At 44.3% G+C, this 19,874-nt stretch carries 17 protein-coding genes and 1 pseudogene; 13 read left to right on the top strand and 5 right to left on the bottom strand.

Going from position 1 to position 19,874, the window contains the following annotated elements:
• The first annotated feature begins 262 nt into the window (after positions 1-262).
• The 9 genes from helD (at position 263) to N693_RS0115480 (ending at position 10,007) form a co-directional block, all read left to right on the top strand.
• Positions 263-2,488: an RNA polymerase recycling motor HelD gene (helD, locus tag N693_RS0115440; RefSeq protein ID WP_025785729.1), complete on the top strand. Its 2,226-nt coding sequence runs from the start codon at positions 263-265 to the stop codon at positions 2,486-2,488.
• A 110-nt stretch (positions 2,489-2,598) separates the two neighbouring features.
• Complete coding sequence (locus tag N693_RS0115445; protein WP_156028943.1) at positions 2,599-2,919, top strand: hypothetical protein; 321 nt, start codon at positions 2,599-2,601, stop codon at positions 2,917-2,919.
• On the top strand, positions 2,876-3,373 hold the full coding sequence (locus N693_RS0115450; protein WP_025785731.1) for a PH domain-containing protein: 498 nt from the start codon (positions 2,876-2,878) through the stop codon (positions 3,371-3,373). The genes N693_RS0115445 and N693_RS0115450 overlap by 44 nt, the downstream gene beginning before the upstream one ends.
• Positions 3,370-4,845 carry a PH domain-containing protein gene (locus N693_RS0115455; RefSeq protein ID WP_025785732.1) on the top strand — a complete coding sequence of 492 codons (1,476 nt, stop codon included), beginning with the start codon at positions 3,370-3,372 and terminating at the stop codon, positions 4,843-4,845. The genes N693_RS0115450 and N693_RS0115455 overlap by 4 nt, the downstream gene beginning before the upstream one ends.
• 70 nt (positions 4,846-4,915) lie before the next feature.
• Positions 4,916-5,743, top strand: coding sequence for a hypothetical protein (locus N693_RS0115460; protein WP_025785733.1), 828 nt, complete (start codon positions 4,916-4,918; stop codon positions 5,741-5,743).
• Positions 5,744-5,894: 151 nt separating this feature from the next.
• Positions 5,895-6,518, top strand: coding sequence for a TetR/AcrR family transcriptional regulator (locus N693_RS0115465; protein ID WP_025785734.1), 624 nt, complete (start codon positions 5,895-5,897; stop codon positions 6,516-6,518).
• A 10-nt stretch (positions 6,519-6,528) separates the two neighbouring features.
• On the top strand, positions 6,529-7,437 hold the full coding sequence (locus N693_RS0115470; protein WP_025785735.1) for an ABC transporter ATP-binding protein: 909 nt from the start codon (positions 6,529-6,531) through the stop codon (positions 7,435-7,437).
• Positions 7,437-9,032 carry an ABC transporter permease gene (locus N693_RS0115475; RefSeq protein WP_025785736.1) on the top strand — a complete coding sequence of 532 codons (1,596 nt, stop codon included), beginning with the start codon at positions 7,437-7,439 and terminating at the stop codon, positions 9,030-9,032. Before N693_RS0115470 ends, N693_RS0115475 begins: the two co-directional genes overlap by 1 nt.
• Positions 9,033-9,191: 159 nt before the next feature.
• A complete protein-coding gene (locus N693_RS0115480) occupies positions 9,192-10,007 on the top strand; it encodes an STAS domain-containing protein (protein ID WP_025785737.1) in 816 nt (271 codons plus the stop codon).
• 143 nt (positions 10,008-10,150) lie between these two features.
• Here N693_RS0115480 and N693_RS0115485 read toward each other — a convergent pair whose 3' ends face one another.
• Positions 10,151-10,459: an SHOCT domain-containing protein gene (locus tag N693_RS0115485; protein WP_025785738.1), complete on the bottom strand. Its 309-nt coding sequence runs from the start codon at positions 10,457-10,459 to the stop codon at positions 10,151-10,153.
• A gap of 400 nt (positions 10,460-10,859) precedes the next feature.
• Here N693_RS0115485 and N693_RS0115490 point away from each other — a divergent pair, with 400 nt between their 5' ends.
• Complete coding sequence (locus tag N693_RS0115490; protein WP_025785739.1) at positions 10,860-12,173, top strand: S-layer homology domain-containing protein; 1,314 nt, start codon at positions 10,860-10,862, stop codon at positions 12,171-12,173.
• Between the two features lie 102 nt (positions 12,174-12,275).
• On the opposite strand, the gene N693_RS0115495 is transcribed toward N693_RS0115490, so the two are convergent.
• Complete coding sequence (locus N693_RS0115495) at positions 12,276-12,962, bottom strand: N-acetylmannosamine-6-phosphate 2-epimerase (protein WP_025785740.1); 687 nt, start codon at positions 12,960-12,962, stop codon at positions 12,276-12,278.
• 12 nt (positions 12,963-12,974) lie between these two features.
• Positions 12,975-14,525 carry a maltose/glucose-specific PTS transporter subunit IIC gene (locus N693_RS0115500; RefSeq protein WP_025785741.1) on the bottom strand — a complete coding sequence of 517 codons (1,551 nt, stop codon included), beginning with the start codon at positions 14,523-14,525 and terminating at the stop codon, positions 12,975-12,977.
• A gap of 148 nt (positions 14,526-14,673) precedes the next feature.
• Here N693_RS0115500 and N693_RS19395 point away from each other — a divergent pair, with 148 nt between their 5' ends.
• From N693_RS19395 to N693_RS0115515, 3 genes are all read left to right on the top strand, one after another.
• Complete coding sequence (locus N693_RS19395; RefSeq protein WP_172643604.1) at positions 14,674-15,468, top strand: MurR/RpiR family transcriptional regulator; 795 nt, start codon at positions 14,674-14,676, stop codon at positions 15,466-15,468.
• 463 nt (positions 15,469-15,931) lie between these two features.
• Positions 15,932-17,344, top strand: a complete 1,413-nt coding sequence (locus N693_RS0115510; RefSeq protein WP_025785743.1) for a YfcC family protein — start codon at positions 15,932-15,934, stop codon at positions 17,342-17,344.
• A gap of 19 nt (positions 17,345-17,363) precedes the next feature.
• Positions 17,364-18,548, top strand: coding sequence for an amidohydrolase (locus N693_RS0115515; protein ID WP_025785744.1), 1,185 nt, complete (start codon positions 17,364-17,366; stop codon positions 18,546-18,548).
• Positions 18,549-18,612: 64 nt separating this feature from the next.
• Here the strand turns inward: N693_RS0115515 and N693_RS0115520 are convergent.
• Positions 18,613-19,185, bottom strand: a pseudogene (locus tag N693_RS0115520) (manganese efflux pump); the annotation flags it as partial.
• Between the two features lie 63 nt (positions 19,186-19,248).
• The gene (locus N693_RS20295; protein ID WP_156028944.1) at positions 19,249-19,392 is read right to left on the bottom strand and encodes a hypothetical protein; all 144 of its coding nucleotides are present in this window, start codon (positions 19,390-19,392) and stop codon (positions 19,249-19,251) included.
• Positions 19,393-19,874: the final 482 nt, after the last annotated feature.

Genomic DNA, 19,874 nt, shown 5'->3' on the forward strand with positions numbered 1-19,874 from the left:
TAGGGGAGTTTCTCGATAACGAGATACAATTCAACATGATTAAGGGATTAATTGGTAGCGCTCCGCTTGTCTAGGAATGGGCTATTTCAACCTGTCTGAACGCGCGCGCTATGAACAAACCTGCGCTACAGAATTTTCTGTTAAATCATCTTGCGCTACACAACTTTGAGTGGTACAATCATCTTCTGTTTCAAATTTCCCCAGTATCATATCATCATCCGGAAACGACAGGACAAATTCTAGGAAAGCGGAGGATCTGTACATGCAGAGACACCCTGATTTTGAGTTTGAGGCTGAGCGTCTGGACTACACGGTGCATTACATGCGACGGCTTTTGGAAGAGTCGCAGCGTGATGTCGACGCCTCTCAAGAACAAATTCGTCACGCAATGGCGGATTTGGATTATTTGGATTCCAGTATGAGTTACATTAACATCCTCACGAACACGCGGTTTTTCGAAATGGCACGCTCACAGAAGGAAGCATTTGAAGCCATCCAGAAGAAGCCGTATTTTGCGCGGATTCATTTCCAACCTGATGATGAAAAAGACCAATTTCTGTACATTGGTAAGACATCGGTGTTTCATCAGGAGACGCAAGAACCAATTATTGTCGACTGGCGGTCACCTGTCGCGAATGTTTATTATGACGGACGTTTAGGTGAAATGACGTATGATGTCCGAGGTGAAGAAGTCAGCGGGCATTTGCATTCAAAGCGGCAATATCAGATTGAAGAGGGCGAGTTGCTCGATGTTCGTGACATTGACTTGACGACGAACGATGAGTTATTGCAGGAAGCGCTTGCGGGCAAAGCAGATGTCAGGTTGACGGAAATTATCTCGACGATCCAGTCAGAACAGAATGATATCATTCGAGCGAGTTTGCGCAAGCCGATCATTGTGCAAGGTGCTGCTGGCAGTGGAAAAACCACGATTGCATTGCACCGGATTTCCTACTTTCTTTATACAAAAGGAACAGATTTCCCTGCTGAAAAGTTGATGATTCTTGCACCGAGCAAGTTGTTCATGGATTATATCGGAGATGTGCTGCCTGAGCTCGGAGTGGGCAGTATTTGCCAGACGACGTTTGAAGAATATGTTTTGAATGCGACAGGTTTGAAGGTGAAACTGACTGATACGAATGCAAAACTTGAGCGATTGGCATCATCAGATTCATTGGATGAAATGACGATAACCATTGCTAGGATGAAAGGATCCGGAGAGTATCGGTTGATTATGGCGAAGTACGTGGAAAAACTCGAACAACAAACAGTGGCACTTTTTGAAGATGTTTTCATCGACAATTATCGCATCATGGGTGCGAAGAGATTGCGAAAATTATTCATGGAAGACTTCGGATACTTACCAATCGAAAAACGGCTTGAACGCATTAAATTGATCATGAAATCCGAGGTCACGCGCAAGCGCAAACAGCTCTACCAACTTTTATCAGATAAATATGAAGCTGCGCTAGATAAAGCATTGTATGGAATTCGGGATGATGAAAAGCGTAGGGCTCGTATCACACGAATCATGGACGAGCGTGACGAGAGACTTCCTAAGATTGAGAAAGAAGGGAAGCAGAAGGTTGCTTCTTATATGAAGCGTTTCAAAAAGTTCAACGTCAAGCAATTGTATCGGAGTCTGCTGACGGATTCTGAATTACAGACAGAACTAGCGCCTGAGTGGTCGGAAGCGTTTAAGGTTTCATTCCAAGAAGTACATTTGAAAAATACGTGGGAATCTGAAGACTTGGCGGCACTTTACGACTTGCATGTGCAGCTGAAGGGGCTCGATAATGAATGGAAGATGCGAGTTGTTTTCATCGATGAAGCGCAAGATTACAGTGAGTATCAGTTGGCTGCGTTACATGATGGACTTGAGACGGAATTGTTCACGCTGGTTGGCGACTTGGCGCAAGGAATTCATAGTTATCGCGCACTTACGTCATGGGAACCAGTGCGGAACATGCTCCCGACAGCTACGTATACGACGCTTCAGAAGAGTTATCGGACAACGATTGAAATCATGAATCTGGCGAACACGGTGCTCGCGCAAATGGAGGAGGATTTGCCACTTGTTGAGCCGGTAGTTCGTCATGGAATCGAGCCTGCGTTTCATGAAATGAAAGAGTTGGATATTGGACGAGTGCGAGAGATTTACGAATCGATTTCGGGGCGTGGTCATCGCTCTGTCGCGATGATTTGTAAAACGAATGCCGAAGCGAAACAACTTTTTGGGGTGTTGTCGGAGGGTGGATTGGCGGTCCAATTGCTGGACGATCAAAGCGATATTGATGATTCCTGTATGCTCATCGTGCCGAGTGTTTTATCGAAAGGATTGGAATTCGATGCGGTCATAGTGGCAGCATTTGAAGATCCATTTCGAGATTCACCAATTGACCGCAAGTTGCTGTATGTGGCAATGACGCGCCCGATGCATGAATTGCATGTACTGGGCGATGCGGCGAAGGAAGTTTTAGGTAAATGAATTCTAGAATCCCGCGAGCGCTTCGTGCGCTGCGGGATTTTTTGTATGGAGAAAGATTTATCGGCAAAATGTCAGGGGGTATCGGAAGTTTTAAGCGAGGAATCAGAACATTGGATAGAGGAATCGGAACTTCCAAGCTAAGAATCGGCAATAGGGAGGAATTAATCGGAAACGAGACACAATTCAACACCGTAAAAGGATTAATTGGTAGCACTGCGTTTGATTTAAAAGAGCTCTCATCTTCTCCAAAAGATGCGGTTACATTTAGAGAATTATGCAGATTTAATCCAAAATCCAACAAATTCCTCAAACTACCATCGATTCCTTTGAAACCTCTGTCGATATTTGGTGTAATAGGGAAAAGAGAAGAAGTTAGGGGGACTCGTGTTGGAGGAGGATATTCAAACACCAACGCATTGTTTAGCTGTTGAAGCGGTACCTGCGCTAAGATGGGGATCGACCATCAGCCATGTAATCATGCTGGCAATTTTTGGGGTTTTATACGCCATCAGTGTGTACTTTTCTTGGTGGTCTTGGACTCATTGGATTGTATATGGATTCACAGGACTCACTCTGATATCGGCGGTCTGGTCAATTGGATTAAGGCCAGTCTATTTCCATAAGCATTTTCGTTATGGAGTGAATGATGAATTTCTTCAGATTAAATCAGGTGCGTTTCATGAAAGTTATGAGCTCATTCCGATGGCAAAGATTCAAGCGGTTTCGACAAATCAAGGACCGATTTTGAGACGCTTCGGTTTATATTCATTGGAAATAGAAACGATGGGATCGAGTCATGGAATACCTGCGTTGCCGAAAGAAGTAGCGATTGAAGTGAGAAATCAGATTGCCCGCTACGCAAAAATCAGGGAAGTGGATGAATGATGAAAATGAGGCGATACCATCCGTTATCCATCCTGTTCGAATTCGCCGCATTTTTGAAAAGCTATGCAATTCTTGCGTTTGTCGTGGTAGTCAACTACGGTTCAGACTCTTGGATAGCCCGATTGGGTCGTATACTTCTGTTAGTATCAGTAGCCCTTACAATCATCGCCAGTATTCTGAAATGGATCACCCGAAAGTATGCGGTTGACGAACTTGCGTTTCACCTGAAAACAGGGATTTTCGAGAAAACGGAGCGGACGGTCTATTTTGATAAAATCCAAAACGTGCAGCGCCATACATCGTTTTTACATAAGCTGTTCGGGATGACTTCCATAACTTTTGAAACTGGTACGTCTGGGATGAACTCGAATGTGAAGTTCGACGCTTTGACACGTTTGGAAGCGGATCGATTGGAATCCCTAGTAAAAGAGTTCATGCAATTAGGGAAGCCGACAACAGACTCTGAAACTGAAAAAGCTGCTATGACTTCGGATCGTGTCGTCCATTTCACACCGACTCGAAAAGATACCATTAAAGCTTCGTTCACATCGTTTAGCTTTTTGATCATCCTAGTGATTGGGGCATCTCTCTTTTCTAAGGTTGCTCAACTGTTCGAGGTAGTGGACTATGTGAAAGGTTGGGTTGCGTCTGTTCTGATATCGGGCTGGATTATCGGTGGAATAGTGGTGGGTCTAATTGTACTCGCTGTAACGATCGGAGTCATATGGACGTTTGTGAAATATGGAAACTATGAAATTGCTTCAGACGAAGAAAGGATCTATATTTCAAAAGGTGTTTTGGATGAAACCGCATTTTCAATCGGGAAGAAACGTGTGCAGGCAGTGGAAATTACGCAGTCCTTCATGAAAAGAATTCTTGGCCTCGCAGAAGTGAAGTTGATAAGTGCTGGTAATCTTGGAGATGATGAGGATGAAGTCAGTTCGTTGTATCCGTTTTTGCCGGTGAAGCGGGCGTATGCAATGATTGCAGAGTTGCTACCTGACTATCAAGTAGTTCCAGATACGGAACGGTTGCCACGGAAATCATTGTTGGCTCGTCTCATCAAGCCCTATTGGTTCTGGCTGATTGTAACGATCCCTCTCACAATTTTTAGACCAGAAGTATTTGAGTTGCCTATTGGGTGGGCAATTGTTTCAATCACACTTCTTGTCCTACTCATACTAAGCCGAGTACTCGGCTATTGGAACACTTCCTATGCGGTGAAAGGGCGATTCATTCAACTAAGTCAGGGGACATTTGAAAAAACGACGTTTCTGACGCGACGTGACAAAATCATCGAAGTATCTGTGAAACGGACGAAACTTCAGCAATGGTTTGGTGTTGCGACGATAGGTCTTATTAATCGTGCTAAACCGGTGCGCCATGAGACACTTCCAGATATGCCAATAAAAGAAGCCCAGCAATTTGTAAAGTGGTATGCGGAACGGACAAAAAATGTGCAACTGAAGTGAAATCGGTTTAATCGGGACGACTTCAGGAATAGACTAATTAGAGGCGTCTGTCTAAAAAAGGGGTGTTGGAATGGGACGACGGAAAAAGTTCGGGAAAATGAGTGTAGTTGTACTCGTGACATATCTAGTAATGATTGTGATGAACTACTTGGCGAATGCGCTTCCGCTGAACGGGATGACGACTGGAGAAGTGTCGGATTCCTATAGCAATCTGTTCGCACCAGCGGGTTATACGTTTGCAATTTGGGGACTTATTTATGTGCTACTTGCGTTTCATGTCATTTATCAACTAGGATTCTTCAGATCCGGTGAACGTTCAGAAGTGACGCAACTCGTGAAAAAAATCGCGGTCTATTTTTCGATTTCATCCGTAGCGAACGCATTATGGATTGTAGCATGGCATTATGGAAAGCTGGGGACTTCGATCGTTTTGATGCTCATCATTTTGGTGAGCCTAATCATTATCAATGGCATGACGGTGAAAGCTGATCTGTCATTTAAAGAGAAGTTTTTCATCCGGCTTCCGTTTAGTGTGTATTTTGGTTGGATTACAGTTGCCACTATCGCGAATATTACTTCGTATTTCGTTTCCATAGATTGGAACGGTTTCGGATTGTCAGATCAGACATGGACAGTCATCATTCTACTCGCTGGAACAATTATAGGAATTGCAACACTGCTCAAAAATTGGGTTGCCTCTTACGGATTTGTCCTCGTTTGGGCGTATATCGGAATTTACAACAAACACGTATCGCCTGAAGGGTGGAATGAAGCCTATCCTGGTATTATATTAACGGTTTCAATTTGTATTGTCTTACTTACCTTGCTAAGTTTGTGGGTACTGGTGAAACGACGGAAACGAACAAATCACAGTGGACGCATTCATACATTTAGGTGATTGAGCTTCACGAGAAGTGAGAAAGTTGTTTGATGTATTATTCAGATTTTTCATTGACCGCATTGGTCGAAGTATGGTATTCTTACTTCGACCAGTGTGGTCTAATTTTTTTGTTATCAAATCGACCGGGGTGGTCTAAAGAGGTGGGCAAATGGTAAAGGCGTTTGAAATGCTTGATGAATCTAAGAAAAAAAGAATTATAGATGCGGCAATACATGAGTTTGCGGAGCGTCCGTATGAACAGGCATCGACGAATCGAATTGTGAAAGAAGCGCATATCGGAAAGGGAATGCTGTTTCACTATTTTGAAACGAAACAAGCTCTTTATGAGTATTTGGTCGATCGCGCCCTCAATGTGATGGAAGAGTTGTATGTTCAATATATTGATGTGTCAGAACCGGATTTCATTGAACGGATGAAAGGTTCTGCCAAGATGAAGATGGATGTATATCGATTGCATCCGGACTTGTTTCATTTCATCGGTCAAGTGGTTTTAGAGAAAGAGACAAAAATTCCAAAGGCGCTTGCCGAACGATTGGAAAAGATGCAGCAGGATGGGATGACGAGTTTGTTGAGCGGAATTGACTTGTCCAGATTTCGGGAGGATATACCTGCAGATGAAGTGATGAAACTCATTAGTTGGTCGATTGAAGGATATGGTAAGGAGCTACTTGCAAAGCTGGATGGGCAGACATTTGTGGAATTGGAATTGGATTCGTATTGGCATGAATTTGACGCATTTTTAGATGTGCTGAAGAGAATTTATTATAAATAGGGGTGTGGGGATGGCGATTTTAGATGTAAAAGGATTGACGAAGACGTTTGGAAAGTTTAGGGCGCTTGATGGCGTGGATTTTGAAGTGAGAAAAGGCGAAGTGTTTGGATTCATCGGACCGAATGGGGCCGGGAAGTCCACGACGATTCGGGTGTTGCTGGGGCTGTTGAAACGGGATGCAGGGACAGCGACGATTTTCGGTCAGGATGTTTGGTCAGACGCAGTAGAGATTCATCGGAAAATCGCATATGTCCCGGGGGATGTGAATTTGTGGCCAAATTTAACGGGTGGAGAAGTCATTGATTTGTTTGCTAGTTTACAAGGCGATGTGAACGCAAAACGCCGTGAAGAACTAATTGTGAAGTTTAACTTGGACACCTCTAAAAAGTGTCGGACGTATTCGAAGGGGAATCGGCAGAAGGTTGCGCTAGTTGCTGCGTTTGCATCTGATGCGGAGCTATTCATCCTAGATGAACCGACGTCAGGATTGGATCCGTTGATGGAACGCGTTTTTCAACAGTGTGTGGAAGAGGTGAAAGCTGCTGGGAAGAGTGTTTTACTTTCAAGTCATATTCTTTCTGAAGTGGAGAGATTGTGTGATCGAGTCGGGATTATTCGTTCAGGGGTGATGGTGGAAACAGGAACGCTAGCAGAATTGCGTCATTTGACGCGTTCGAACCTGTATGTGGAGTTAAATTCACCTGTTACCGATATCAGGCAGATACCAGGTGTTCATGAGTTGGTGGAAGCTGGAGATGGTTGGAAGTTTCAGGTGGACGGTGATAAACTCGATGCTGTTATGTCGTATTTGAGTCCGTATGGCATCCGGAGGTTGGAGAGTGCGCCACCTACGCTCGAAGATTTGTTTATGCAACATTACGGAGACGTGACTGGAAGAGCAGAAGAAGGTGATTCTTAATGGGACGTTCTATGGCAGGAAGCGGTCGACTGACTAGGTTCATCATCCGACGTGATTTCTTCCGATTACTTCTTTGGATTATGAGCATTTCCTTTGTAACGTTTTCTGTACCGCTTGCATTACAGGAGTTGTATCCAATGCAGGAGCAGCGGGATGGAATAGCTGAAACGATGAGAAATCCTGCGATGACGGCGATGGTAGGACCAGGTGATTTGGAAAACTATACAATTGGTGCGATGACGGCACATCAGATGTTGTTGCTCACCGCAGTTGCTGTTGCATTGATGAATACCTTGTTAGCTGTCCGTTTTACGAGGTTTGAAGAGGAAGCGGGTATGATGGAAATGGTCCGATCCCTTTCCGTAGATCGACGTTCTCCACTACTTGCCGCGATGACTGTTTTGTTGGGGATAAATACAGTCCTAGCATTTGTTCTTTGGATAGGTCTCACGTGTTTGGGAATAGAGGGTATGGAGAGTTCCGGAGCGTTATTATATGGATTGACTCTTGGAGGAGTGGGTCTCTTTTTTGCTGGAGTTGCAGTAGTTTGTGCGCAGCTGGTAGAAAGCGCGCGCGGGGCGACGACTCTTGCGATGATTGTTCTGGTAGGTTCGTATGTGATCCAATCGTCAGGGAATGTTACAGAATCGGTAATGATTTGGTTGTCTCCATTCGGATGGGTAACTTCCGCTCAACCATTTAGTGAAAACAATGGATGGCCGATTGTGTTTTTAGCTGTTAGTAGTGTGGTGTTAGGGAGTATAGCTGGTATTTTGCAAGGGAAACGAGACCTCGGTTCAGGATTCATCCACCAGAAGCCGGGTAGGGAACATGCTTCTGCTTTCCTCAAAACTCCACTTGCGCTCGTGTTGCGGCTGCAACGGACAGGAATTAGCGTTTGGGCAATCGGAATGCTCATCCTTGGACTCTCATATGGTTCCGTCCTTGGTGATTTGGAATCGTTTTTCGATGGAAACGCATTACTAGCGAATATGCTTACTGGTAACTCAGATAGACCTGTCGCTGAACAGTTTTTACCCATGCTGATGCTCGTCATGGCATTCATTGCTACCATCCCTGGAATTCTAGCGCTGCACAAATTAGTGGGTGAAGAGAAGAAAGGTCGAGTCGATAGTGTGCTTGGCCGCCGCGTATCGAGGACACAACTAATGGGAGGATATGTATTCGTAGCAGTCATGAATGGAGTTGTGATGAATTCTCTTGCAGCAATTGGGTTGTGGCTAGCGGGGAGGAGTGTTATGGCTGAACCGCTAACGATTGCAACGGTATTCGGGGCGAGCGCTGTCCAACTGCCCGCAATCGCAGTGATGATTGGGGTGAGTTCCTTACTAATCGGTATCGCACCACGATGGAGCTCACTTGTCTGGCTGTATATCGTCTATTCGTTTGTCACGTTGTATCTCGGGAGCTTGTTTCAAGTGCCGGATTGGGCAGCAAGACTCTCCCCATTCGGGTGGGTGTCAGAGTGGCCAAGTGAATCAGTGAATTGGATGGCGGAATGCAGTTTGCTAGGAACAGCTGCAGTGTTAGTTGTCATTGGATTGTTCGGTTATCGAAGAAGGGATATCCTGTAGAGGTGAGTTCTAACGAGACTTAAATAAAGGCGAGTAGAATTAAAGGACAGAATAATAGAAAAAACTAATGATTTTAATAAAACCCATTGTGTCATTGATGGTCACGTTTCACTAAATCCTGTATAATGGCAGTAGGAAATTATTGGGGTGTGATTAGATATGAAACCATTTGATCAATTCATTCACTATATAACGGAACATACAGATGAACTAGCAGCGACCATCGTTGAACGGGTTTGCGAAAAACTACCAGTCGATGTCCCGCAAGTTGAGCAGCAACAGGCGTTGCTTATGTACAAGGAACTTTGGAAGTCACTAGGAGAATCACTACGAAGCGAGCATCTTGAAATTCCGGAAGCACTTATGACATGGAGTCGTAGCAATGCTGCCATGCAGACAAAAAACGGAGGTAAAATCTCTGTCATTGTCGATCGATATCCTTCCACACGAATTGTATTCTCGGATGTACTTGCTGAAATAAGTGAAAAACTGGAGCTTTCATTAAGAGAGTTTGCCCTTGTCAACAAACAAGTAAATGCAATGCTGGATATCAGTCTCAACGAAACGTATTATGCATTTGAGAAGCTATCTGAACTTTATCGGAAAAGTACTCAGCAGGAGCTTGCTAAGTTATCGGCACCCATTGTCCCAGTGCAGGATGGCATTGTCATTATACCGTTTATCGGAGAAATTACTGATGATCGAGCGTTTGCGATTATGAATAATGTCTTGCCTAAAGTTGCGCAAATGGATGTGGAGTGTACGATTGCCGATTTCTCTGGTCTCGTTTCAGTGGATGAACTAGTAATCCGATCACTTCATCAAATTGAAGACGCACTCAGTCTGATGGGGATTCTTGTCATTACGACGGGACTTAGACCCGAACTTGCACAGAAGATTGTTAATTCAGGTATGGATTTTGCGGGAACAAAGCATTATGCAACCGTTAAACAAGCATTAGAAAGTTTGTTGTGAAGTTATAAATCTAAGAAAAAGCGGGCTCTATCGTTTTAGAGTCCGTTTTTTTGTGTGGAATTTCGGTACTTTCGTAGGCGTGTCGTAAGATATAGAAAAACCAGCCGGATGATAACGGCTGGTTTGCTTTATAGAAATCCGATTTAGGATTGTATGTAGGTGTTCTTTTTGCTGCAAGATAGAAGTCTATTTTGAACAGAGAGTTCGTCTTCAGTAAGCAGACCAGATTCCCGTAAGTCCTTGAGCCGCTTCAGTTCACTTGCTAAAAACTCTTGGCGAGAGGAATGTTGGTTACTGTTCGGTTGTTCAAATTGTTTCGACTGTTTTTTTATGAAGACAAAACCTGAATAAAGTGCGCAGCACGAAAGAAGCAATACGATTCCTATACTTATTGACTTAGTAAATCCCCAAGTGACTAGCAGGACGAAAATACCGAGAACAGACCAGCTCATCTAGTTCAACCTCCACTGCATGATAAGACTATCTTATCTAGAAAATGAAAAAAAGTATACAGTACAAAGGAATCATATCCGCTTGTTCTGTAGGTTTTATTCAGCTTTCAAAAGGCATGATAGTATTAGAAAATGTGCGTTGTAAGAAACAGAGACAATAATAGGTTGCTTTCTAGTATGAAAACTGATTGTCTAGGACTATCTGGATTGTCGAAGCTGGAATTTAATAATAAACTCATTCGCCAAAGGGCTCAATAAGCTCTCGAGTGAGAGTGATCCGAGCACATAATTGACTCTCTTCGCTTTCATTCAACTCCGTCAAATAATTATTCAAATTGTATAATTTTAGTCGATATAAACAATAACTTAGGCATAGCTGATTACAACAGGGGGCAACGAATTGAAGAGAGATAAGAAAATCTATCAGAAGTGGGCATTACTAATTGTATTGATGATCACGATATCATTCATATCGCCGGTGATGGCGGAGGCGGATGGCTTTCGGGATGTCTCGCCTGCTTACGAAGAATCCGTGAATTACTTAACGAGCAAGAATTATACAAATGGAATTTCGCCGACACTTTTTGGTACAGGGCAACCGATTACTCGAGGAAGTGCAGCGGTGATATTGGCAAATGCACTGGAGTTGCCGATGAATCCCTCTGCCATTCGGGAATTTTCTGACGTTCCTGCACGTGCTAATCAGGCAGTGAGTGCTTTGAAATATGCAGGAATTATCCGAGGGAAGAGCGATAATTATTTCGGATTCACAGAGCCTATTAAACGAGGCGAGATGGCGCTTATGTTAAGCCATACGAAGGCTTATGCATTGCAAGGCGATGTTTCAAGCGTTTCGTTTCGTGATGTCAACAGTCGTTATATAAACGCGGTTGCGGGATTGGTTTCCAACGGGATAACTAGAGGGAAGTCAGAAACGCAGTTTGGCACAGACGATTTTCTGAAGCGCGGTGAGTTTGCGGTATTCGTGTACCGTGCTGAGATGGATAAAATAACAAAGTCCATGCCTGAGTCTTACGGTCAACTTGCAAACAAGTTAAAAAGCGAAAACGTGAAGTCCATCAAATTGATCGGCGATAGTATTACCGCTGGAGCTGGAGGAGATGGGTATAAGATACCTATAGATGGACGCGTGATTTTACAAGACGGGAAATCGACGTATCGTGAATCGGACCATGACGCGGATACGTGGGCAAATCGGTTCCGCACGTATGCTACAAAGACGGAATTTGGATCGATAGATTTCTTCAATGCAGGCATTAGTGGAAAGACGGCGAAATGGTCGTTGGAGCGCGTAGATAAACTCGTTTCATCCAAAGAAGATGTTGTGTTCGTCATGTTGGGTACGAACGACCGTCTTATTGGAGACCTCGATCAGTATGAGCAAACGATTCGCAAGTTGCTAAGCGAGGTGGAGAATCGGTCGGAGCTCATGGTTGTCATGGCACCGCCACCCTCTACAAACGAAATCGCAAACTATCAGTTCTCACCGGACAGTATCAACAACTTGTTGAAGCGAATTAGCAGTGAAAATGGGTATCTGTTTGTGTCGCATTACGATGCTTTGAATGCATATCTAGCTCAGCACCCTAACAAATCATATGAAGATTTGATGGAACCAGATAGTCCACATCCAACGAGCGCAGGGTATGCCGTGATGTGGGAAGCAATACAAGAAAAATTACAATTAAAATAAAGACAAGTAACCCCCTTCGAGATTTCTGGAAGGGGGTTAAATTGTGCTATGTTGAACGGCAATTTTAAAAGCCACCCTTTAAAAGGGTGACTTTTTAGCGAATCAAGAATCTGCACGAGCGTTTTGCAATTCATTGACAAACGTTCGGGTTATGTCACGGGGGCGTGTAATCGCACCGCCGACAACCGCAGCGTATACACCAAGTTCAAACACGCGCTTCAGCATGTCGGGTGTCGCGATGTTGCCTTCTGCAATCACTGGCGCAGACACTGCATTCAACACTTCCTTCAAGAATGCGAAATCATTGTTATACACTTTCTGACCTGTCGTGTTGGCGGTGTAACCATGTAACGTCGTCCCGATATAGTCGAAGCCGAGCTGATCCGCATGAACCGCTTCTTCTACGGTTGCAATGTCTGCCATGAGCTCGACATTCGGTGAAGTTGCGCGTACATAGTCAACTAATTCCTTGAGGGACTCTGCAGGACGCGATGCAAGAGTGGCATCCATTGCAATCACTTCGCAACCGCTCGCAAGCAATTCATCCACCTCAACACGGGTTGCTGTAATATAGACATCGGATTTTGGATAGTTCCGTTTCACAATCCCAATTACAGGCAGTGAAACTTCTTGCTTAATCGCTAAAATATCTTCTTTCGAATTGGCGCGAATCCCTTTTGCTCCACCTTGAAACGCAGCGAGTGCGAGTTTACTCATGATGAAAGATGAGTGTAACGGTTCGTCTTCAAGTGCCTGGCAGGAAACGATCAAGTCCGATGGTAAATGCATGAGATTTCCTCCTTATTGCTCTAAAATTTCTTCCACTTCGTTCTTCACGACAGAAACTTGAGGACCATATACGACTTGGACTCCAGTACCGTTCATGATGATCCCTTTGCTGCCTGTCGATGGGAAAACCTCTTTCTTCACGAGATCAGGATCTTTCACTGTAACCCGTAGCCGAGTCGCGCAATTATCGAGGTCTAGAATGTTACCTTTTCCTCCGAGGGCATCGATGATTGTATGTGAGCGGCTTACTTGAGGATCGATAGACGATTGACCATCAGCTGGTTCAACGGCTTTTTCATCTTCACGACCAGGTGTTTTAAAGTTGAACTTGCGAATCATGAACTTGAATGTGAAGTAGTACAGGAAGAACCAAACGATCCCGATTGGAATGACATACATCCAATTCGTCTTGGCCTCACCCTGCAAGACTCCGAAGAGCATGAAGTCGATAAAACCACCAGAGAATGTCTGACCGATTGTAATATTGAAAATGTCTGCCAACATGAATGCCAGTCCGTCAAATACGGCGTGGACCACGTATAGGGCAGGTGCAATGAATAAGAACGAGAACTCAAGTGGCTCTGTAATTCCTGTCAAGAAAGACGTCAATGCTGCAGAAAGCATGAGACCGCCCACAACCTTTTTGTGCTCAGGCTTCGCTGTGTGATAAATCGCAAGCGCTGCGCCGAGAAGACCGAACATCATTGTAATGAAACGACCGGACATGAAGCGGGATGTGCCTTCAAAGAATCGTTCGGTAGTCGGGTCACTTAGTTGTGCAAAGAAAATGTTTTGCGTTCCTTGGACGAGTTGACCTCCGATTTCTAGTGAACCGCCAAGGCCTGTTTGCCAAAATGGTAAGTAGAAAATATGGTGCAATCCGAAAGGTCCGAGCATACGTAGGATGAATCCATACAAGAACGTTCCAATGACACCTGTCGCATTGACCAAATTACCAGCTTCTGCAATTAGGTTTTGGAACAGTGGCCATACGAGATACATGATTGCTCCGAGTATGATAGCTGAAAATGCCGTTACGATAGGTATGAAGCGGGAGCCTCCGAAAAATCCTAAATACTGAGGCAACTCGATTTTGTTGAATCGATTGTGCAACATGCCAGCCATGATTCCGACAACGATACCACCGAATACACCCATCTCGAGCGTTTGAATGCCTAACGCAGTTCCTTGTCCGACAGCAGATAGATTGTCGACAGCGAGTGAATCGGTAATGATCAAGATTGCGTTAATGGTCGCGTTCATGACTAAGTAACCGACAAGTGCTGCGAGTGCGGCTGTCCCTTTATCGGATCGGGCTAGACCGATTGCAATCCCGACCGCAAAGATGATAGGGAGATTGGCGAATACAATACTTCCCGCGCTACTCATTATGGTAAATAGTGCTTGTAAGAAGTTCTGATCTAAAATCGGATAAGAACTGATTGTATTTGGATTGGATAACGCGCCCCCGATTCCGAGCAGCAAACCAGCAGCAGGTAAGATGGCGATTGGCAACATGAAGGATTTACCGAACTGTTGCGCTTTACCGAAAAAGTTTTTCATTAAAACTATACCTCCTGGAAATATTTTTAATAGAATAGCAAACGCTTTCACTATTGTCAATGTAGGAAACTGTATTTTCAAAGAGGTGTTAGCGGTTTTAGGCTATGCTATGATGAAAGAAACACCAAAATGTGAAAGGATTTGGCCTATGGACTTTGAAAATCGACTGCAAAAGCACAGCGCAGAGTTCACCGAGAACGATCGTAAAATTGCAGAACACTTGCTAGGTGAAAAAAATATCGCACAGAAATCGATTACTGATCTGGCTGAAGAAATCGATGTGTCGCCTTCTAGTATCACCCGTTTTTGCAAAAAAATTCGGTTTGCGAGCTTCCAGCAAATGAAGTACGCTTTGCTTGCGACTTACACCAAAAAACGTTCAAATGACGAAGAAGTGGAACGCGTAGCAAATTATTATCAGTCCATTATTTCGTCTACCCAACAATTCATGGACACAGAACAAACGGAGCGAATTGCAAATGACCTGATTAGTGCAAAGCGTGTGTTGTTTTGTGGCATCGGCAATTCAGGTTTGATAGCAATGGAATTCAATAGCCGCATCGAACGTATGGGAATCGATTCAGCAGCAGTCACTGATGCTCATGCAATGGTTATGAAAAGTGCGCTTTTAAGAGAAGACGATGTATTCATGTGTTTTTCATACACAGGTAAAACTCAAAGTGTGTTGGACGCTACGGAACAGGCAAAAGATTGCGGAGCGCGGGTCATTGTCATTACAACAAATGATGCAGCTGAGTTGACTGCGCTTGCCGATGAGAGCGTACTAATCTCTTCTCACATCTTCTTGGATGATGAAAAGTTCATTAACACTCAAATTTCCAGCTTGTTTTACTTGGATGTGCTGACATATCGATTGTTGGAAGATCAGATCCTTATGAAGAGTCGTCGAAAAACACTAGATGCGCTTAATCGCTTTGGATAAATGAAACAAATAAGCTGTGTTCTATAGAGACAAGAGAAGAAAGACACGATTGAAAAAAAAGCTAAATTATCCCTTCCCCCATTTGCCTACAGTTGGCAAGTGGTTTTTTTCGTTATAACAAATTATATTCTCATGGCGGGCATGAAAATTCATCAGTTTAAATGAGAGAAATAGGTCTCGTTTTAATAGACAACTCATTCATAAGAGGAGTTGAATTCGTGTATAGTTGGATTTTTATTCATATATAGGTATAGTTAGATTCGTTTAAATTAATAATAATTCCGCATTGACTACCTTTGTGTACTGTAGTAACGTATATAAAATCAATCGTTAGTCTGGTTGGAAAGTAGATTCTTATAACTGTTTATGCATACGTATACATATGTTAGGAGAATGGCCATTTGCGTGTTGTTACGTAGGTGCCTGCTTAGCAATTAAATAGAATGCAACAGGGGGGAAATGGATGTCAGAGAAGACAGGGAGTTCGAAGAAAAAGTGGAAAATGGAAGCACCACATCCATTCGTTATTTTATTTACAGTGATCATCATCATGGCAATCGCGACGTATTTAATTCCTGCGGGGGAGTATGATCGTGCCGTAAATGATGATGGCACCTCGTATGTAGTGGATGGGTCCTATCATCGAATTGACGCAAAGCCTGCAGGGATTTTGCCAGTGTTTGAAGCGGTACATAAGGGAATGGTGCAAAGCGCACCAATCATCTTTTTCATTTTCATAGTAGGTGGTGCGTTTAACGTTTTCCGGGAATCGAATGCAATTGAAGGGGCATTTGGCAGCATATCGTCTAAACTGGAAGGGAAAGAGATGTATCTGATCCCGATAGTGATGCTATTCTTCGGGCTAGGTGGAGCTGCAATTGGGATGTTTGAAGAATCGCTACCGTTCATCCTCATTATGATTCCACTTGCGATTATGATGGGATTTGACTCGTTAGTCGGGACAGGTATGGTGTTAGTAGGGGTTGCGTCAGGTTTTACGGCTGCCTTTATGAATCCTTTTACAGTCGGCGTGGCACAAGGGATAGCTGAAGTTCCGATGTTCTCTGGAATGGGATTGCGCGTTGTTTTTTGGGCCATTTATATGGTGGTTGCGATTCTTTACGTACTTCGCTATGCACATAAAGTACGTAAAAATCCTAAAGCGAGTCTTGTGTATGAAGAGGATAAGAAGCGCAATATCCGAGTGGATCTGGTCAAAGAACATACGTTGACAGGGAAGCAGATTACGACACTTATTATTTTGGTCGCAACGCTGATTGCTCTTGGATTCGGGGTTATCAAATTCGAGTGGTACATTACTGAAATTTCTGCTTTGTTCCTAATTATGGCGCTTATCATCGGTCTCGTAAACGGGAAAGGGATCAACGGCACGGCAGTTTCGTTTGTAAAAGGGTGCGAAGAATTGGTGGTCGGTGCCTTGGTCGTCGGATTTGCTTACGGTGCTTTGGTCATTTTGCAAGATAGTAGCACGATTGATACGATTCTATATGGAATTACCACGCTAGTTTCACAGATGCCTTCGAGTTTAGCTGCGATTGGCATGTACATTATGCAATGCTTGCTCAATATTGTTGTGACATCAGGAAGCGGTCAAGCTGCACTCAGTATGCCGATCATGACGCCACTTTCCGATCTATTAGGTGTGAGTCGACAAACGTCTGTACTTGCTTTCCAAATGGGTGACGGTTTGACAAATATCATTACGCCAACGAGTGGTTTACTACTTGCTGCACTCGCAATGGCCAGAATTTCATTTGCTAAATGGTTTAAGTGGGTTTGGCCATTGATTTTGATTCAATTTGTACTTGGAGCTATATTTGTAACAATTGCGCACGTGTTTGTCTGGCCTGCGTAACAACTAAGGAGGAATTGTTGTGTTAAATCAATTATTCGATCGTTTAGACGAACTATATCCTGAACAAGTCTCGATTCGCCGCGAGTTGCACCAACATCCGGAACTCTCGAACGAAGAGGTGGAAACACCGAAAATGATCGCGGAATACCTTAGGAAACTCGGTATCGATGTACGCGAAGGGGTTGGCGGTCGAGGAGTAGTTGGAACGTTAGTTGGCGGGAAGCCCGGTAGAACGATTGCGTTACGTGCTGATTTTGATGCATTACCGATCCAAGATGAAAAAGAAGTGCCATACAAATCGAAGGTACCTGGTGTGATGCACGCATGCGGACATGATTTACATACGGCGTCGTTACTCGGTGTTGCGAAAGTGCTGTCTGAAGTACGGGAACAGATCCCAGGTACTGTGATTTTCGTTCACCAATTTGCGGAAGAAACGACACCTGGTGGAGCAGATTTAATGGTTAAAGATGGCTGTTTGGATGGCGTTGACGTCATTTATGGTGCACACGTCATGTCGACTGAACCTGTTGGTACAGTGCAAGTAATGGAAGGGTATTCGTCTTCAGCGCAAGATGATTTCACGATTGAAGTGATTGGAAAAGGCGGTCACGGCGCGTCTCCCCATGAAACGGTTGACGCACTTGTTACAGCAAGTCAGCTCGTCGTCAATTTGCAGCAAATTGTTAGTCGTCGTGTGAGTCCGCAACAAGCGGCGGCTGTGACAGTCGGTTCGTTGCATAGTGGTGAAGGGCATAATGTCATTCCAAACCAAGCAATCATTAAAGGAACCGTCCGAACGTATAACGAAGAAGTTCGTGAAATGATTGAAGGCGCGTTGAAGCAAATCGTGAAATCCACGTGTGAAGCGGCGGGTGCCGAGTATAAGTTGGATTACATCAGTGATTGCCCTTCCATTTGGAATGATCCTGAAGAGACCGCGCGAGTAAAAGACGTAGCAACGAAGATTTTCAGCGAAGAAAAAGTGAGTTACGGTGAACCGATGATGGGAAGTGAAGACTTTGCCTACTATCAGAAAGCGGTGAAGGGTTCGTTCTTCATTGCTGGCGGAAGAAATCCTGAAATTCAAGCTGTCTACCCACATCATCACCCTATGTTCGATGTAGATGAACGCTCGATGGAATATATCGGGAAGACATTTATTGGACTGGTATTTGAAGAAGTATTGAACGAACGATTATAAGTGAACACTACAAAAGCTCGTACCCTTGTCAGTAAAGGGGTACGAGCTTTTTGTGTGGGGGATGTTAAAAAAGTACTTCGACTAACCCAATTATGATGAGCAATCCACCTGCAATTCCAGCTGGATACTTGCCAATCCACGTACGAGAAAGAATCGATCCGAATCGATGGCTTGCGCCAATTGTGATGAATGAAAAGAAACCGACCGAGGAAATCGTGCCAAGCATGGAGCTGCCACTAACGCCCATTCCGAATCCCGCCGCCAAACAATTTGCCGACAACAAAAAGCCGAGAGGGAGCGCTTCGCGAATGGAAATAATCCGGTCGCCATCAATATCCGCGACTGTGGGATTTTCAAATGGATTCGGTTGTACAGGCTTTGGCTGGAGCAACATCCAAACACCGATACTACTTAGCAACAACCCGCCTATGAGATCAGCAGTCCAGACTGATATATAGGTCGACAACCTGTCACCAGTGACCATTGCGAAATACGTAACAATCATCGACACGAGCGCAATGGTGACGTTCGATCGAAGGGGGATCTTCGTTTTTTGAATCCCATAAGCTAATCCAATCCCTAAATTATCTAAGTTGGCAGCGATGCCAAGGAAAAGTATCATAATCCACTGCATAGTCCTTGCCTCCTCGGTGTACCCTGCAGTATATGCAGGGGGGACTGGAAGGAAGGGGCGTCTGCATTAGATGGTGGGGCGATTCTTAGGATTGAATTGTGTCTCGATGCCGATAAATTCGCCCGTGTTGCCGATTGTTCGGATGATAATGCCGATTCCAGTGTCCATATTGCCGAATCGTCCCGTCAAGGTACCGATAAGTGGTAGCATCTTTCCGATTCAACTTCACAGCGGTGGAGCCCAGCCCTCAACAAGCGAAGCGCACCCAATGTAATCCCTTAACCGTGTTGAATTGTGTCTCGTTATCGAGAAATGCTGCTAAGTGTCGGAGAAATGTCCGTGAGTGAACGAGAAACTCACTTGAGTGAAGGATAAATCTCTCGCAGTGACGGATAACCGCCAAGATGTGTCGGACAAAGCTAGAGCTGCTTCTCCCAGAGAGCTAGCCCATCCTTCAACAAGCGAAGCGCGCCCAATGTAATCCCTTAACCGTGTTGAATGGTGTCACGTTATCGAGAAATTCTGCTAAGTGTCGGAGAAATGTTCGTGAGTGAAGGAGAAACCCACTTGAGTGATGAAGAAATCTCTCGCAGTGACGGACAACCGCCGAGATGTGTCGTACAAAGCTGGAGCGTCTTCTCCCAGAGAGGTAGCCCATCCCTCAATAAGCGAAGCGCAGCCAATAAATCCCT

The sequence above is a fragment of the Sporosarcina sp. D27 genome, assembly GCF_000586555.1.
In the GTDB taxonomy this organism is placed as follows: domain Bacteria; phylum Bacillota; class Bacilli; order Bacillales_A; family Planococcaceae; genus Sporosarcina.

Excerpts from the sequence above, each read along its gene's own strand:
- N693_RS0115500 (WP_025785741.1), bottom strand. The coding sequence starts at position 14,525 with ATGAAAAACTTTTTCGGTAAAGCGCAACAGTTCGGTAAATCCTTCATG.
- N693_RS0115495 (WP_025785740.1), bottom strand. The coding sequence starts at position 12,962 with ATGCATTTACCATCGGACTTGATCGTTTCCTGCCAGGCACTTGAAGAC.
- N693_RS0115460 (WP_025785733.1), top strand. The coding sequence starts at position 4,916 with ATGGGACGACGGAAAAAGTTCGGGAAAATGAGTGTAGTTGTACTCGTG.
- N693_RS0115510 (WP_025785743.1), top strand. The coding sequence starts at position 15,932 with ATGTCAGAGAAGACAGGGAGTTCGAAGAAAAAGTGGAAAATGGAAGCA.
- N693_RS0115465 (WP_025785734.1), top strand. The coding sequence starts at position 5,895 with ATGGTAAAGGCGTTTGAAATGCTTGATGAATCTAAGAAAAAAAGAATT.
- N693_RS0115455 (WP_025785732.1), top strand. The coding sequence starts at position 3,370 with ATGATGAAAATGAGGCGATACCATCCGTTATCCATCCTGTTCGAATTC.
- helD (WP_025785729.1), top strand. The coding sequence starts at position 263 with ATGCAGAGACACCCTGATTTTGAGTTTGAGGCTGAGCGTCTGGACTAC.
- N693_RS0115475 (WP_025785736.1), top strand. The coding sequence starts at position 7,437 with ATGGGACGTTCTATGGCAGGAAGCGGTCGACTGACTAGGTTCATCATC.
- N693_RS20295 (WP_156028944.1), bottom strand. The coding sequence starts at position 19,392 with ATGCTACCACTTATCGGTACCTTGACGGGACGATTCGGCAATATGGAC.
- N693_RS0115480 (WP_025785737.1), top strand. The coding sequence starts at position 9,192 with ATGAAACCATTTGATCAATTCATTCACTATATAACGGAACATACAGAT.
- N693_RS0115470 (WP_025785735.1), top strand. The coding sequence starts at position 6,529 with ATGGCGATTTTAGATGTAAAAGGATTGACGAAGACGTTTGGAAAGTTT.
- N693_RS0115485 (WP_025785738.1), bottom strand. The coding sequence starts at position 10,459 with ATGAGCTGGTCTGTTCTCGGTATTTTCGTCCTGCTAGTCACTTGGGGA.
- N693_RS19395 (WP_172643604.1), top strand. The coding sequence starts at position 14,674 with ATGGACTTTGAAAATCGACTGCAAAAGCACAGCGCAGAGTTCACCGAG.